Here is a 14,793-nt window from a genome sequence, read left to right as displayed (position 1 = left end):
AACTTATTTCTATGATTAATATCAAGTATTACATATGGGGACTGGTCATGTTATTGGCATTAGACCTACACGCTCAGGACACGGTTAACAATGACCCAGAAACCATCCAAAACACTATCGACTTTCGTATTACTCAAGCGCAATACGACATCGATAACAACAATTATTATCCAGCTAAGAAAAAATTGGAAGAGGCTTTAAGCCTTGCCGAAAGTATAGATAATAAAAAAAGTATTGGTCTAATACTTTCAAAATTTGGAAAACTTGAATTTCGAATAGACGAACCCTCTACAGCCATAAAAACACTAACAAAGGCTATTGAAGTACAGCGCTTTGCTATGGACGATGCTAATATCGCCGAAACCTACAAAACTTTAGGGAATGTTTTTATGTATCTTGATCAGTACGATGAGGCCTTAACATATTACAAATCCTCTTTAACCTTATTCGAACAAGAAAACTTAGAAGAATTCGAAGCAGAAGTTCTATTAAATCAAGGAAGAGCTTACCTCGGTTTAAAACAGTATAGAAAAGCACGCGTGCAAATAGATAAATCTTTAGCCTTAGCGCAACGATTCGATTTAGATAAAATTAAGAGTAGCGCACTAATTCATCAAGCCAAAGTATCTTATTTTTTAAACGACGATGAGAACGCTCTAAAATTAGGAAACCAAGGACTACAACTTGCGGAAAGCAATAATTACTCGGATGTTTTAAGTCATGGTTACTTAATCTTAAGTGAGTTGAATGAGAAATTAGGTAATTTTAAAGTATCTACTCAATATTTAAAAAAACACATTGCTTTGTCCGAAATGCTTTTAAAACAAAAGCGCGAAAATTTATCTCCAGAAAGTCAGGCAAAATTTATTTTAGACAATCAGACCGAATTTCAGAAAGAAAAAGAAGCCGATTTAGAAAAACTTAAAGTAGATAAAAGCTTAAATAAATTAGCGACAATATTAAGTATTGCGCTAATTACCATTCTATCTCTACTTACGCTTTCTCTATACAAAAACAACAACATTAGGTTAAAAACCAATAATATGTTGCATAAAAAAAACAGAGAATTAATCGTGGCTAAAGAAAAGGCAGAATTGGCTTCGAAAACCAAAGCAAACTTTTTATCGACGGTAACACACGAACTCCGAACGCCACTTTATGCCGTTACCGGTTTAACGAGCATGTTACTAGAAGAGAACCCAAAACCAGATCAAATTCAGCATTTAAAATCATTAAAATTCTCCGGAGATTATTTGCTAACCTTTATTAACGATATTCTACAAATCAATAAAATAGAAGCCAATAAAGTAGATATTGAGTATGAGGTTTTCGACTTAAAGAAGAAGGTTTCAGACGTCATTGCGGCGCTTAATAATTCGGCGATAGATAATGGAGTAAAAATTCATTTTGAATATGGTAAAGATTTGCCAACCAACTATAAAGCCGATCAAATTAAAATTTCTCAAATTTTAATTAACCTAATTGGAAACTCTATTAAGTTCACTAAAGATGGAGATATTTGGGTAAGAGTTAGTAAAATAAGCAATAACAACGATGTTTTTAATCTGAAATTTGAAATTGAAGATAACGGAATTGGGATTACCGAAGAGAAACAAAACCATATGTTCGAGAGTTTCTCTCAAGGATCAATTCAAATTAACAGAAAATACGGTGGTACAGGTTTAGGTCTTTCTATTGTTAAGGGATTAATAGATATTTTAGGTGGAAAAATTTACCTGAAAAGTAATTTAAATAAAGGGACAACCTTTTATTTTGAAATTCCTCTAAAACAAACAGAGGAGAAAATAGCGATTCCTAAAAACAAAAATTACTTTAAAGATGTAACCGAGTTAGAGTTAAGTAATATTAAAATTTTGGTGGTTGAAGACAACAAGATTAACCAAATGATTACAAACAAAATTCTAACAAAAATGAAGCTACAATGCGATATTGTAGACAACGGTGAGGAAGCGGTAGATTTAGTTAAAAACAACCACTACGATGTGGTTTTAATGGATATTCATATGCCTGGTATTAGCGGTATCGAAGCCACTAAAATAATTAGAACGTTCGATAAAGACTTGACTATTTTTGCACTTACAGCGGTGACTATTGAAGATAAAATGCATGAATTTGAAGAAGCAGAATTCGACGATATTATCTCTAAACCATTTAAGCAAGCCGATTTCGAAAAGAAATTATACAAGGCGGTTATTGGAAACCCAGATAATATTGCTTAATGCGAGGCGATAAAATTTACAACAGACTGATTAAATTCTGTAGCGCGATCTATTACAGCTTCAATACTTAAATAATGTAATGTATCGTCTAAAAACGAAAACTGATTTAAGCGCATAAAATCCTTTTCTGTCGTAATAATAAATGGTTTTTGCTTAAACACATCTAATTCTTCAGGAGTAAAATCGTGATGGTCCTTAAAGTTAAGGTGCTCAAATACTAATCCTTTTTCGGTTAAAAAGTCGACTAAAGGTTTCGGATTTGCTATTCCTGTGATTAAAGTAAATTTCGGGACTTTAACTAAAGGAATTTCTTGGGATTTAGACACCACAACGTCTGCATATTTTATACTGCTAAAAAACACTTTTTGAGTCGGTTTTGGCGAAATATCATGTACAATTCTTGTCTTGTCTGTTTCAGAAAGGGTATTCGGACATTTCGTAACCACAATAATATGTGCACGTTTTGCGCCACTTTTAGGCTCTCTTAAATTTCCAGTAGGTAAAACAATATCCGAAGTATACAGATCGGCATAAGTTGTTAGTAAAATATTAAAACCCGCTTTTACTTTTCTGTGTTGGTACGCATCATCTAAAAGAATGACATCCGGTTTGGGATGCAATGTCATTAGTTTTTCAATACCTGCTCTCCTATCCGCATCGACTGCTACTGTAATTTTATCGGCATATTTCGAGTAAAATTGAAAAGGTTCATCGCCTAAAACCGACGCCGTAATTCCCGCTTTTCCAATTTGAAATCCTTCACTTTTGCGTTTATAGCCACGACTTAAAGTCGCGACCTTATGTTGATCTTTTAAAATCCTAATTAAATATTCAATCATTGGGGTTTTTCCCGTGCCACCAACACTTAAATTGCCGACACAAATTACAGGAAATGGGTACGACGCAGACTTAAAAAAACCTAAATCAAAAAATTTATTTCGCAACCATGTTACACCGTAATATACAGGCACGATTGGAAAGAGGATGTAACGCAATAATTTCATTGTAACGAAAGTAAATATTTTATCTTTGTTTTAAACCTAATACCAAAAATATTATGATTGTTCAGGACGTTATAAATCATCTTGAAGATTTTGCTCCCTTAAATTATGCCGAAGATTTCGACAATGTAGGCCTATTGGTTGGCGACAAAAACGAAAAACTAACTGGCGTTTTAGTCACCTTAGATACTTTAGAAGCGGTAGTAGATGAAGCCATAGAAAACAACTGCAATTTAATTGTTAGCTTTCACCCAATTATTTTTAAAGGGCTAAAAAAACTAACAGGAAAAACGTATGTTGAGCGTGTGGTTTTAAAGGCCATTAAGCACAACATTGCTATTTATGCGATACATACTGCTTTAGACAATCATGTAGAAGGTGTTAATGCTATGATTTGTAATCAGCTTGGATTGGTTAACACATCTATTTTAATACCGCAGAAAAGCACTATTAAGAAGCTTACTACTTATGTACCGAAACAGGAAGCGGAAGCCCTTCGTCAAGCTTTATTTGAAGCCGGAGCTGGACAAATAGGAAATTACTCAGATTGTAGTTTTAATATTGAAGGCACAGGATCTTTTAATGGGAATACGAATTCGAATCCTTCGATAGGAAAAAAAGGAGAAATACATTTTGAGGAAGAAACACAAATATCGGTAACCTTTGCCAAGCATTTAGAGTCTAAAATTCTGAAGGCACTATTTACCTCACATTCTTATGAAGAAGTCGCTTACGAAATTACAACCTTAGAAAACACAAATCAGCATATTGGTATTGGGATGATCGGTGAATTTGAGTCTGAAATGGACGAAACCGAATTTCTTAACTATATAAAAACTAAAATGAATACGGCCTGTGTTCGACATAGTGAATTATTAGGAAAACCCATAAAAAAAATTGCTGTATTAGGCGGTTCTGGAAGTTTTGCAATTTCAAATGCTAAACGCGCTGGAGCTGACGCATTTATAACAGCCGACTTAAAGTATCATGACTTTTTTTCGGCAGAAAACGAAATAATATTGGCCGATATTGGTCATTTTGAAAGTGAACAGTTTACAAAAAATGGTTTAGTAGCACATCTTACAAAAAAAATCACTAATTTTGCAATCGTTTTATCAAAGACCGATACAAACCCTGTTAAGTATTTTTAAAGTATGGCAAAAAGTAAAGAAGTAACTGTAGAAGAACGTTTAAGAACTTTATACGATCTACAACTAATCGATTCTAGAATCGATGAAATTAGAAACGTTCGAGGAGAACTACCATTAGAGGTACGTGATTTAGAAGATGAAGTTGCTGGACTACAGACAAGATTGGAAAAATTAGACGCAAGTCTAGAACTTTTAGATGACGAAATTAAATCTAAAAAAAATATAATTGAAGAAGCTAATTCTTTAATTAAAAAATACAACACACAGTTAAAGAACATTAGTAATAACAGAGAGTATAACTCACTTACTAAAGAAGTTGAATTCCAAGAATTGGAAATCGAATTGGCTAATAAGCACATTAATGAATTCAAAGTTCAAATAGAACAGAAGAAAGAAATTATTGCTCAAACTAAAGAGCGTGCTAAAGAACGTCAAGCGCATTTAAAACACAAAAAAGGTGAATTAGATGCTATTTTAGCTGAAACTGAGAAAGAAGAATTAGCGTTGATTGAAAAATCTGACGAGTACAAAACTTTAATCGAAGAGCGTTTAGTAAAAGCATATACTAGAATTCGTACTAATGTTAAAAATGGTTTAGCAGTAGTAGCCGTAGAAAGAGGTGCTTCTGGAGGATCTTTCTTTACTATTCCACCACAAATTATTATGGAAATTGCTTCTCGTAAAAAAATTATTACAGATGAGCACAGTGGAAGAATCTTAGTTGATGAAGCCTTAGCTACAGAACAAAAGGAAAAAATGGAAAAGCTTTTCGCGAAGTTCTAAACACATTCCTTTTTGCATAAATATTAAAACCGTCTAGAATTTAGTTTCTAGACGGTTTTTTCTTGGTGTTTAGCTAAGTAACATAAAAAAAGAGATTACCTGGTTAGATAATCTCTTTCTTCAAAGTTAATTAGTTAGTCTGCTTGCCTGTTTATTATTTGTTTAAAACCTCTTCTATTAACTCCTGAGCTTCTTTAGCATTAGTTGCTTTTGCATAGTCCAGAGCAGTATACCCTTTGTTGCATTTGGTTTTTAATTTAGCTCCTGCATTAATTAACAGTTCAAGAATTTCTGTTCTGTTATATTTTGCTGCATACATGGCTGGTGTCAATCCGTTAGATTTTTTATTTATATCTTCACCATTAACAATTAACTTTCTTACAATTTCAGTATCACCTTTGGCTATAGATGTACATAGTAAATTAACCTCTGGTTTAACCACTGAAATTTCGAAAGGATTGGTAGGGTTATTTGTTATAAAATTAGAAGCTTGAACTGTTGTAGTAGTAGCTCCAAATACGATCGCGATGATAAATAATAGATTTTTCATAATTACGATATTTTTAAAATAATTAATAATATTTATATATATAATAATATATTACAAATTTAATGAGAATTTCACATTTTAAACCTTCTAAAACCCTGTTTAACAAAATATTAACATAAAAAATTTAACAAATGATTTATGTCATATTTTACGAAAAACGCACCACTTTTTCCCTCTTTTATAACAATAATTTATCCTTTCAATTACCCTACTGAGATTGTAAAAATCTTCTGTTATTTTCATTAAAAAAAAATCATTTTATTCGTTCAAAAAATGAATGAAAACGTTTGAAATTTCGTCGTAATTAAGTCTAATTTTCTATTAAAACACCTCCGATTTTAAACCTAAGTGTAGTCATTTTAACAAATTATCTAAAATTTTAGTCATAAAAAAAGAGATTGCCCTCGGCAGGCAACCTCTAACGTATTATTTTATTAAATGTAAGATGTATTATTTAGCTAAAACGCCTTCAAGAATAGTTTGTGCTTCTTTTGCATTTGTGGCTTTAGCATAAGTCAAAGCTGTGTAGCCTTTATTACATTTTGTTTTCACATTAGCGCCATTAGCGATCAATAATAATAAAATTTCAGTTCTATTATATTTTGCCGCATACATTGCAGGAGTTAATCCGTTCGATTTTTTGTTCACATCTTCTCCATTTGCAATTAGTTTTTTAACGATTTCGGTATCCCCTTTTGCAATAGACATACATAATACATTTAACTCGGGCTTCACTACAGAAGACTCTAAACGATGCGTTTCGATTCTAGTTTGACTGTTAGAAGCATAAATTGTTGACGATACTGTTCCTAATGCGATTGCGATAATTAATAATGATTTTTTCATGATGAATGATTTTTGATTGATTAGATTAATGATTGTATAATAAAGACGAGGTAGATTTAAGAATGTTACAGTGGCCTTAAAAAAAATCAGTCTTTAAGCATTGAAAACAAATTTATTGATGTTTTAGTAAAGAAAATATAGCATCACTTTTACCAATCGAGAAATCTATAAAAAGTATCAATTTGTCGGCCAAATTATTCCCGAATGCCATTTTAAACTTTTATCTTTACGTACTAAATAAATATTATTATGAATAAGAAAGTCATCTTGATGATACTTGACGGTTGGGGGAAATCTCCAGATCCTAAAGTATCGGCTATAGACAATGCCAACACACCTTTTATTGATTCTTTATATACTAAATACCCAAGTGCTCAATTAAGGACCGATGGAGAAAACGTAGGTTTACCAGAAGGTCAGATGGGGAATAGTGAAGTTGGACATATGAATTTAGGTGCCGGACGAATTGTTTACCAAGATTTAGTGAAAATAAATTTAGCAGTTAAAGATCACACTTTAGGTAAGGAACAGGTTTTAGCAGATGCTTTTCAATACGCTAAAGACAATAACAAGCCGGTTCACTTTTTAGGTCTATTAAGTACTGGTGGTGTACATTCTCATATTAAACATTTATTCGGATTATTAGATGCCGCTAACGAAGCTGGTGTGCAAAAATCTGTTGTTCATGGTTTCACCGATGGTCGTGATGTAGATCCGAAATCAGGATTAGGTTTTGTAAACCAATTACAAGAACATATTAAAGATACTCCTGCAAAAATAGGATCTATTACAGGTCGTTACTATGCAATGGATAGAGATAAACGTTGGGAGCGCGTTAAACTAGCTTACGACGGTATGGTAAATGCCGAAGGAGAACATACTACAGATGTTGCCGGTGCAATTGCTTTAAACTACGCTAACGACGTTACAGACGAATTTATTAAGCCTATTATAAACTGTGACGAAAACGGAAACCCTATTGGAAAAATAGAGCCAGGCGATGTGGTTATATTCTTCAACTTTAGAACAGATAGAGGTCGTGAGCTTACCGAAGTATTATCGCAAGCAGATCATCACGAACAAAACATGCATAAGTTAGACTTATATTATGTGACGCTTACCAATTACGATGAAAACTTTAAAAACGTAAAGGTTGTCTTCAATAAAGATAATTTAAAAGATACTTTAGGTGAAGTATTAGCTAGAAACAATAAAAAACAAATACGTATTGCCGAAACAGAAAAATATCCTCACGTTACCTTTTTCTTTTCTGGTGGTCAAGAAGAACCTTTTGAAGGCGAATCTCGTATTTTAAAAAACTCACCAAAAGTAGCAACGTACGATTTGAAACCAGAAATGAGTGCATTCGAATTAAAAGATGCATTAGTACCTGAATTACAAAAAGGCGATGTAGATTTTGTATGTTTAAACTTTGCTAATGGCGATATGGTTGGACATACAGGTGTAATGGAAGCGGCTATTAAAGCATGTGAAGCTGTAGATGCCTGCGTAAAAGAAGTGGTTACTACCGCTCTAGACAACGGATATACAACATTATTAATTGCAGATCACGGTAACTGTGAGACTATGATTAATCCTGATGGCTCGCCAAATACAGCGCATACTACAAATCCTGTCCCTTTAATACTAATCGATAATGATTTAAAACAAATTAAAGACGGTGTTTTAGGTGATATGGCTCCTACCATTTTAAAATTAATTGGAGTAGAACAGCCAGAAGCCATGACGAGACACTCATTAATAGATTAACTTATTTGAATATTAAATTTACTGAATGATTTTTCAAGATAAACTAATTCTTGCTATAGACTTCGATGGCACTGTTGTCGAAGATGCTTACCCCAAAATAGGAAAACCAAAAACTTTTGCTTTTGAAACGCTTAAGCGTCTGCAAAAAGATGGACATCGCCTAATATTATGGACTTATAGATGTGGGAGGCCTTTAGAAGAAGCCGTTGCGTTTTGCAAAGAAAACGGCATAGAATTCTATGCAGTAAACAGCAGTTTTCCTGAAGAAAAGTATGAAGAATCAAAGAGTAGAAAAATCAATGCCGATATTTTTATAGATGATAGAAATATTGGTGGTTTTATTGGATGGGGTGAAATTTATCAATTATTATCAGACCCTGACTTTGACCCGAATAGAATAGAAAAAAAGAAAGGTTTTTTCGCCTCACTTTTTAGTAAATAATAAGAATCTTACAAATTTATAATAATCTCGGTCTTTGTGTAGCTATACTCAAGATCGAGATTTATTTTTTATAAAAGTCTGTTGTCGCGTACTTAAAGATTTTAATAATGAATCGTTTTCTACAATTATATGAATCAAGCTAATATCTTTCTTTATATCATTTATACAAAAAACAGTTTCTAAGCCTAATTAAAGCTCAGAACTCCTATGTTATTACAGAGATAAACTAGGTATTTTTAAGTATCTTTGCACCTTATTTTATTGACATGATTATAGTAAAAACAAGAGAAGAAATAGAATTAATGCGCGAGAGTGCCTTAATCGTATCTAAAACATTAGGTGAATTAGCTAAGGCGGTAAAACCAGGTGTGACTACTTTAGAATTAGATAAACTTGCAGAAACTTTTATACGAGATCACGGGGCTTACCCTGGATTTTTAGGCATGTACGATTTTCCGAACTCCCTGTGTATGAGTCCGAATAATCAAGTGGTTCACGGTATTCCAAATAACACACCTTTAAAAGAAGGTGATATTATTTCAATTGACTGTGGTGCGCTTAAAAACGATTTTTATGGTGATCATGCGTATACATTTGCCGTAGGTGAAATTGCTCCTGAAACTCAAAAATTACTTGATGTTACAAGAGAATCTATTTATGTAGGTTTACGTCAGTTAAAAGTTGGAAATCGTGTTGGAGATGTAGGTTATGCGATTCAGAATTTCTGCGAAGGTCACGGTTATGGTGTCGTAAGAGAATTGGTAGGTCATGGTGTAGGTCGCGATATGCATGAAGATCCGGAAATGCCAAACTACGGAAGACGCGGTCGTGGGAAAAAATTTGTTGAAGGGATGGTTGTTGCCATAGAACCTATGATAAATTTAGGAACACAACGTATTAAACAACACAGTGATGGTTGGACTATTACCACTTTAGACAATAAACCTAGTGCTCATTTTGAACACGATGTAGCTATTGTAGATGGTAAAGCAGAATTACTTTCAACCTTTGCGTATGTACATCAAGCATTAGGCATTGAAACTAATGAAGAAGACGAGTTTAGACAAACGCCGTTTGTACTTTAATGAAAAAGGCTTTTAAGTTCGTTTTAAATACGATTCCTAGACCTATACTTATACGATTAAGTTACTTGGTCCGTCCCATTATGGCAAGTGCTCTTAAAGGCTCTACATATACAGACCCCATAGATGGGAAAAGTTTTAAATCGTTTTTGCCTTATGGCTATGGTACACAGCGAAACAATGTGCTATCTCCTTCTACGCTCTCGTTAGAACGGCATAGATTGTTATGGTTGTACTTAAAAAATGAAACGGACTTTTTCACAGCTTCAAAAAAAGTACTTCACTTTGCTCCAGAACAAGCCTTTTACAAACGTTTTAGAGCGCTTAAAAATTTAGATTATACCACTACAGATTTATTGTCGCCACTGGCAGACGTTAAGGCGGACATCTGTAATTTACCTTTTAAAGATAATAGTTTCGACATTATACTGTGCAATCACGTTTTAGAGCATATCCCAGACGATACTAAAGCCATGCAAGAATTATATCGCATACTTAAACCGGGAGGAATGGGTATACTCCAAATCCCCCAAGATCTCACTAGAGCGTTTACTTTTGAAGACGATTCAATTACCGATAAAAAAGAACGTGCTAGGATATTTGGCCAGTATGATCATGTCCGTATCTATGGAAAAGATTATTTCGACAAACTACGATCTATCGGATTTAAGGTTGAAGAAGTAGATTATACAAAGACCTTATCCGAAGCTGATATCACCAGATTTTGTCTTGCCAAAGGCGAAGTCATTCCCGTTGTTATCAAATAAGAAAAATGAATTTTATGCCCACACAAACTATTATTGCCACAGGTGCATTATTTGGTATGCTATCTGTAATTTTTGGAGCTTTTGGCGCACATGCCTTAAAGAAAATGTTAACGACAGATCAATTACAAAGCTTCGAAGTAGGAGTTAAATACCAAATGTATCACGCCATTGTTTTGCTAATACTTGGTTTCAGTAAAACAGATACCCTCTCTTCTGCTATTTACTGGTGTTTCACTATTGGAATAATATTGTTTTCTTTTAGTATATACGGATTAGTCCTTTCGGAAGCTAAGGGTAAAAAGCTAAGGGTTCTTGGTCCGATAACACCTCTAGGAGGCTTACTTTTGGTTAGCGGCTGGTTTTTATTGTTACTTCACGTTGTGTAGACATAAATTCGTAAAAACTAGTCAGGAAAGCCGTTTAAAGATAACGTTTCTAATTCCTGATTCTTGTTTTCAAAAATAAGAAAGACTTTAACTTCTGGATGTTGTTTTAAAAACGACTTAACATCGTCTATGCCCATCGCTTTAAAAGCTGTGGCATAACCATCGGCAGTCATACAATTTTCAGCAATAACAGAAATACTTAAGAGATTGGTTTTACTTGGATATCCAGAATGTGCATCTATAATATGTGAATATTTATTTCCATCTAAATCCACTTTAAACTTTCTATAGGTTCCTGAAGTGGCCATAGATTCGTCATGTAATTCTATAGCACGAAGTAAAGACTGTGAGCCATCAAAATGAGGCATTTCAACGCCAACCTTCCACGGACTATCTTTTTCTTTATTAATACCTCGCGTTCTAATCTCGCCTCCTATTTCGACCAAGTAATTGGTTATATTCTTAGATTCTAAAAACCTACCAATAACATCTACACCATATCCTTTAGCAATGGCATTAAAATCGAGATAAGTAGCCGCTTTATCCTTAATAATATAATTATTACTTCGTCTTACTTTATCCAAGCCCACACTAAGCATTAAACTATCTATTTTAAGACTATCTAAACCAATTATTTCCTTTTCAGGACCAAAGTTCCATGCATTCACTAAAACACCAATAGTAGGATCGAAAGCGCCATTTGTGGCTTTGTAAATAGACTTCGAAGCGTCAAAGACATAGGTAAAATGTTCGTCTATAGTTACAGCTTCATTTCTATTCAACTTTGAAATATCAGAATCTGGAATATACGTTGACATGGATTGATTAATAACACCAAAGATACTGTCAAATTGTGGCTGGAAATTTATTCTGTCTTCAGAGAAATACTGCACATTATAAGATGTACCGAATACAGGACCAGACAATGCCACATGTTCCTTAGTATCGTTACAAGATGTTATAAACAGTGCAACTAAAAAAATTAATAAATAGCGTTTCATTTAATTGAGATGAGTTTCTATAATTTGAATACCATTATATTCTATTAAATATTCTTCGTTAAGATAAATAGGAAGGTCTTCCCCGTTAGGATTACCTAATCCAACACCAGCGTAAAGCACTTTAGCATCTTTAGACCGCGCATGATCTTTAAACGTTTCCATCCAAATAACATCGTAATTATTAGGATTTTCTGGGAGAATCACAGCTTTAACACAAACAAAGAAATATTGTCCAGTTTTATCGATACAAACAAACTGTGGATGTCTTTTTAACTCGCTATTAATGGCTATAAATTCGAATCCCCGTTGTTCCAAATCTTTACCAACGTGGTTCATAGCTAAATTATGTAACTCTTGTTTAGAAAGGGCTTTACTCATATCGCAAAATTACGATTAATATATGTTTCAAACTAAAATTTCAAATTACTATTTGACACAATAGTCATTTTTTTACAATTTAAGTGTAAGAACACTCAAAATAGTGACCCAAAGCACCATTTGAAATGATTATTCTCTGAAATATAACTTCAAAAGCGATTAGCAAAACTTATCAGAAAATGAAATAGGGCAGAAAATTATTGTGGCCAAAACTAAAATACTATGAGAAGATTACGAAATTCGCTAGGGAAATAAACAAGATTTATAGATACATCCAGAATAATTTAAGCAAAAAAAAACCGACTCTTTCGAGTCGGTTGTATAATTATAAGGAGATTGATTAACCTCCAAAGTCATCAAATCTGATATTTTCGTCGTCAAGACCAAAATCTTCACCCATTTTCTGAACGGCTTTGTTCATTAATGGGGGTCCACAGAAGTACAATTCTATATCTTCTGGTGTATCGTGTTTAGACAAATACTGATCGATTACCACTTGGTGAATAAATCCTGTAAATCCGTCTCCTTCTGGATCGTTAATATCCTTTTTAACTTTCCAATTATCTGCTTCAGTTGGATCTGATAAAGCGATAAAGAATTTAAAGTTCGGGAAATCTTTTTCTAAATCTCTAAAGTAATGGATATAGAATAATTCTGCTTTAGAACGTCCACCATACCAATATGTTACTTTTCTTCCAGTTTTTAACGTTCTGAATAGGTGATATAAGTGTGAACGCATTGGTGCCATACCTGCTCCACCACCAACATAAAGCATTTCTGCATCAGATTCGTTGATAAAGAATTCACCGTAAGGTCCAGAAATTACAACTTTATCTCCAACTTTTTGGTTGAATATATAAGATGAAGCAACTCCAGGATTTACATCCATCCAGCCACCTTTGGCACGATCGAAAGGCGGTGTTGCTACACGCACATTAAGCATAATTTTACGTCCTTCTGCAGGATAAGAAGCCATAGAATAGGCTCTCTCTACAAGTTCGTTATTTTTCATAACTAAAGGTCTTAAACCAAACTTATCCCAATCTGCTTCGAACTTATCTGGTTCTCCTGGGTGATCTCCTGGGTGTGCACTAATATCCATATCAGAATATTTAATCTCACAGTTAGGGATTTCAATTTGAATATATCCTCCAGCTTTGTAGTTCATATCCTCAGGAATTTCAACTACAAATTCTTTAATAAATGTGGCAACATTGTAGTTTGATACTACTGTAGCTTCCCATTTTTTAATTCCGAAAATTTCTTCTGGAATGGTAATTTCCATGTCCTGTTTCACTTTCACCTGACAAGATAAACGTGCACCATGTGCTAATTCTTTTCTTGAAAAGTGAGGTGTTTCAGTAGGTAAAGCTTCACCTCCACCAGATATTACGTGACACTCGCATTGTATACAAGTTCCTCCTCCACCACAAGCCGATGGTAAGAATATCTTTTGTGCCCCTAAAGTAGATAGTAAACTACCTCCAGAACCAACTTCTATTTCACGTTCACCATTAATTGTGATCTTTACAGGACCAGATGGTGATAATTTCTGTTTAACAAACAATAATAAACTTACTAGAACTAAAGTAATAATTAAAAAAGCTACTACCGTCGCGATTATTGTTCCTGTTGTACTTGCTAATAAAATCGTCATAATCTCTTAGTTGATTTCTTTTGTATTATTCGCTATTTCTTTTTCGCTGACTGGTGCAGAAACTCCAACTTTTACAGGGTCACCTTCTTTAAGACCTCCTTCATCACCTCCAGTTAACATTCCACCAAAACTCATAAATCCGATGGCCATTAATCCAGTAATAATAAACGTAATTCCTAATCCTCTTAATGCTGGTGGCACATTAGAATATCTAATTTTTTCACGAATAGCAGCAATTGCTAAAATCGCTAAAAACCATCCAATCCCAGAACCAACTCCGTATGTAGTAGCTAATCCTAAAGTAGGAATTTCACGAGATTGCATAAATAACGACCCTCCTAAAATGGCACAGTTTACAGCAATAAGCGGTAAGAAAATACCTAATGAATTATATAATGATGGAGAGAATTTCTCTACAATTATTTCAACCAATTGAACCATTGTTGCAATAGTAGCAATGAATAAAATAAATGATAAGAAACTTAAATCGTAATCTGCATATTCTGCTCCTAACCATTTTAATGCTCCAGGCTGAAGAATATACTGATCTAATAACCAGTTTAAAGGCACAGTAATAGCAAGTACAAATATAACCGCGGCACCTAAACCTACAGCTGTACTTACTTTTTTAGATACAGCCAAGTAAGAACACATTCCTAAGAATGTTGCAAATACCATGTTATCTATAAATATTGATTTGAAAAATAATTCTATATGTTCCATATTCTTATAAGATTTC

15 protein-coding genes are annotated in these 14,793 nt (G+C 33.7%); 8 read left to right on the top strand and 7 right to left on the bottom strand.

Annotation, left to right across the window (positions count from 1 at the left end):
- Nucleotides 1-11 precede the first annotated feature (11 nt).
- Nucleotides 12-2,240: a hybrid sensor histidine kinase/response regulator gene (locus AC0UBM_RS08930; RefSeq protein WP_475688390.1), complete on the top strand. Its 2,229-nt coding sequence runs from the start codon at nucleotides 12-14 to the stop codon at nucleotides 2,238-2,240.
- On the opposite strand, the gene lpxK is transcribed toward AC0UBM_RS08930, so the two are convergent.
- Nucleotides 2,237-3,244 carry a tetraacyldisaccharide 4'-kinase gene (lpxK, locus tag AC0UBM_RS08925; RefSeq protein WP_475688389.1) on the bottom strand — a complete coding sequence of 336 codons (1,008 nt, stop codon included), beginning with the start codon at nucleotides 3,242-3,244 and terminating at the stop codon, nucleotides 2,237-2,239. The two genes, AC0UBM_RS08930 and lpxK, sit on opposite strands and share 4 nt — an antisense overlap.
- 53 nt (nucleotides 3,245-3,297) lie before the next feature.
- On the opposite strand from lpxK, the gene AC0UBM_RS08920 reads away from it, so the two are divergent.
- Nucleotides 3,298-4,392 (top strand): Nif3-like dinuclear metal center hexameric protein, encoded by a 1,095-nt coding sequence (locus AC0UBM_RS08920; RefSeq protein WP_475688388.1) that lies wholly within the window; start codon nucleotides 3,298-3,300, stop codon nucleotides 4,390-4,392.
- A gap of 3 nt (nucleotides 4,393-4,395) precedes the next feature.
- The gene (locus AC0UBM_RS08915) at nucleotides 4,396-5,175 is read left to right on the top strand and encodes a zinc ribbon domain-containing protein (RefSeq protein ID WP_414036189.1); all 780 of its coding nucleotides are present in this window, start codon (nucleotides 4,396-4,398) and stop codon (nucleotides 5,173-5,175) included.
- 154 nt (nucleotides 5,176-5,329) lie between these two features.
- Here the strand turns inward: AC0UBM_RS08915 and AC0UBM_RS08910 are convergent, their stop codons facing one another.
- Nucleotides 5,330-5,725: an ankyrin repeat domain-containing protein gene (locus AC0UBM_RS08910; RefSeq protein WP_475688387.1), complete on the bottom strand. Its 396-nt coding sequence runs from the start codon at nucleotides 5,723-5,725 to the stop codon at nucleotides 5,330-5,332.
- A 450-nt stretch (nucleotides 5,726-6,175) separates the two neighbouring features.
- Complete coding sequence (locus AC0UBM_RS08905; protein ID WP_414036191.1) at nucleotides 6,176-6,571, bottom strand: ankyrin repeat domain-containing protein; 396 nt, start codon at nucleotides 6,569-6,571, stop codon at nucleotides 6,176-6,178.
- A gap of 249 nt (nucleotides 6,572-6,820) precedes the next feature.
- On the opposite strand from AC0UBM_RS08905, the gene gpmI reads away from it, so the two are divergent.
- From gpmI to AC0UBM_RS08880, 5 genes are all read left to right on the top strand, one after another.
- A complete protein-coding gene (gene gpmI, locus AC0UBM_RS08900) occupies nucleotides 6,821-8,341 on the top strand; it encodes a 2,3-bisphosphoglycerate-independent phosphoglycerate mutase (protein ID WP_475688386.1) in 1,521 nt (506 codons plus the stop codon).
- 25 nt (nucleotides 8,342-8,366) lie between these two features.
- The gene (locus AC0UBM_RS08895; RefSeq protein ID WP_414036193.1) at nucleotides 8,367-8,783 is read left to right on the top strand and encodes a BT0820 family HAD-type phosphatase; all 417 of its coding nucleotides are present in this window, start codon (nucleotides 8,367-8,369) and stop codon (nucleotides 8,781-8,783) included.
- Nucleotides 8,784-9,049: 266 nt separating this feature from the next.
- Entirely contained in the window at nucleotides 9,050-9,868 is an 819-nt protein-coding gene (gene map / locus AC0UBM_RS08890; RefSeq protein WP_434037679.1) for a type I methionyl aminopeptidase, read from the top strand.
- Nucleotides 9,868-10,632 carry a class I SAM-dependent methyltransferase gene (locus tag AC0UBM_RS08885; RefSeq protein ID WP_475688385.1) on the top strand — a complete coding sequence of 255 codons (765 nt, stop codon included), beginning with the start codon at nucleotides 9,868-9,870 and terminating at the stop codon, nucleotides 10,630-10,632. Before map ends, AC0UBM_RS08885 begins: the two co-directional genes overlap by 1 nt.
- A gap of 14 nt (nucleotides 10,633-10,646) precedes the next feature.
- The gene (locus tag AC0UBM_RS08880) at nucleotides 10,647-11,018 is read left to right on the top strand and encodes a DUF423 domain-containing protein (protein WP_475688384.1); all 372 of its coding nucleotides are present in this window, start codon (nucleotides 10,647-10,649) and stop codon (nucleotides 11,016-11,018) included.
- Between the two features lie 17 nt (nucleotides 11,019-11,035).
- Here AC0UBM_RS08880 and AC0UBM_RS08875 read toward each other — a convergent pair whose 3' ends face one another.
- The 4 genes from AC0UBM_RS08875 to nqrE form a co-directional block, all read right to left on the bottom strand.
- Nucleotides 11,036-12,019, bottom strand: a complete 984-nt coding sequence (locus AC0UBM_RS08875; protein WP_475688383.1) for an FAD:protein FMN transferase — start codon at nucleotides 12,017-12,019, stop codon at nucleotides 11,036-11,038.
- Nucleotides 12,020-12,397, bottom strand: a complete 378-nt coding sequence (locus tag AC0UBM_RS08870) for a Na(+)-translocating NADH-quinone reductase subunit F (RefSeq protein WP_475688382.1) — start codon at nucleotides 12,395-12,397, stop codon at nucleotides 12,020-12,022.
- 340 nt (nucleotides 12,398-12,737) lie between these two features.
- Nucleotides 12,738-14,054 carry an NADH:ubiquinone reductase (Na(+)-transporting) subunit F gene (gene nqrF / locus AC0UBM_RS08865; RefSeq protein ID WP_414036199.1) on the bottom strand — a complete coding sequence of 439 codons (1,317 nt, stop codon included), beginning with the start codon at nucleotides 14,052-14,054 and terminating at the stop codon, nucleotides 12,738-12,740.
- A 6-nt stretch (nucleotides 14,055-14,060) separates the two neighbouring features.
- Nucleotides 14,061-14,777, bottom strand: a complete 717-nt coding sequence (nqrE, locus tag AC0UBM_RS08860) for an NADH:ubiquinone reductase (Na(+)-transporting) subunit E (RefSeq protein ID WP_414036200.1) — start codon at nucleotides 14,775-14,777, stop codon at nucleotides 14,061-14,063.
- Between the last annotated feature and the right edge of the window lie 16 nt (nucleotides 14,778-14,793).

The sequence above is a fragment of the Formosa sp. F44 genome (assembly GCF_056238645.1).
The sequence above is the reverse complement of the archived record's forward strand: the minus strand, read 5'-3'. Positions and strand labels throughout refer to the sequence as shown.

Coding starts and splice junctions, on each gene's coding strand:
- AC0UBM_RS08930 (WP_475688390.1), top strand. CDS start 12: ATGATTAATATCAAGTATTACATATGGGGACTGGTCATGTTATTGGCA.
- lpxK (WP_475688389.1), bottom strand. CDS start 3,244: ATGAAATTATTGCGTTACATCCTCTTTCCAATCGTGCCTGTATATTAC.
- AC0UBM_RS08920 (WP_475688388.1), top strand. CDS start 3,298: ATGATTGTTCAGGACGTTATAAATCATCTTGAAGATTTTGCTCCCTTA.
- AC0UBM_RS08915 (WP_414036189.1), top strand. CDS start 4,396: ATGGCAAAAAGTAAAGAAGTAACTGTAGAAGAACGTTTAAGAACTTTA.
- AC0UBM_RS08910 (WP_475688387.1), bottom strand. CDS start 5,725: ATGAAAAATCTATTATTTATCATCGCGATCGTATTTGGAGCTACTACT.
- AC0UBM_RS08905 (WP_414036191.1), bottom strand. CDS start 6,571: ATGAAAAAATCATTATTAATTATCGCAATCGCATTAGGAACAGTATCG.
- gpmI (WP_475688386.1), top strand. CDS start 6,821: ATGAATAAGAAAGTCATCTTGATGATACTTGACGGTTGGGGGAAATCT.
- AC0UBM_RS08895 (WP_414036193.1), top strand. CDS start 8,367: ATGATTTTTCAAGATAAACTAATTCTTGCTATAGACTTCGATGGCACT.
- map (WP_434037679.1), top strand. CDS start 9,050: ATGATTATAGTAAAAACAAGAGAAGAAATAGAATTAATGCGCGAGAGT.
- AC0UBM_RS08885 (WP_475688385.1), top strand. CDS start 9,868: ATGAAAAAGGCTTTTAAGTTCGTTTTAAATACGATTCCTAGACCTATA.
- AC0UBM_RS08880 (WP_475688384.1), top strand. CDS start 10,647: ATGCCCACACAAACTATTATTGCCACAGGTGCATTATTTGGTATGCTA.
- AC0UBM_RS08875 (WP_475688383.1), bottom strand. CDS start 12,019: ATGAAACGCTATTTATTAATTTTTTTAGTTGCACTGTTTATAACATCT.
- AC0UBM_RS08870 (WP_475688382.1), bottom strand. CDS start 12,397: ATGAGTAAAGCCCTTTCTAAACAAGAGTTACATAATTTAGCTATGAAC.
- nqrF (WP_414036199.1), bottom strand. CDS start 14,054: ATGACGATTTTATTAGCAAGTACAACAGGAACAATAATCGCGACGGTA.
- nqrE (WP_414036200.1), bottom strand. CDS start 14,777: ATGGAACATATAGAATTATTTTTCAAATCAATATTTATAGATAACATG.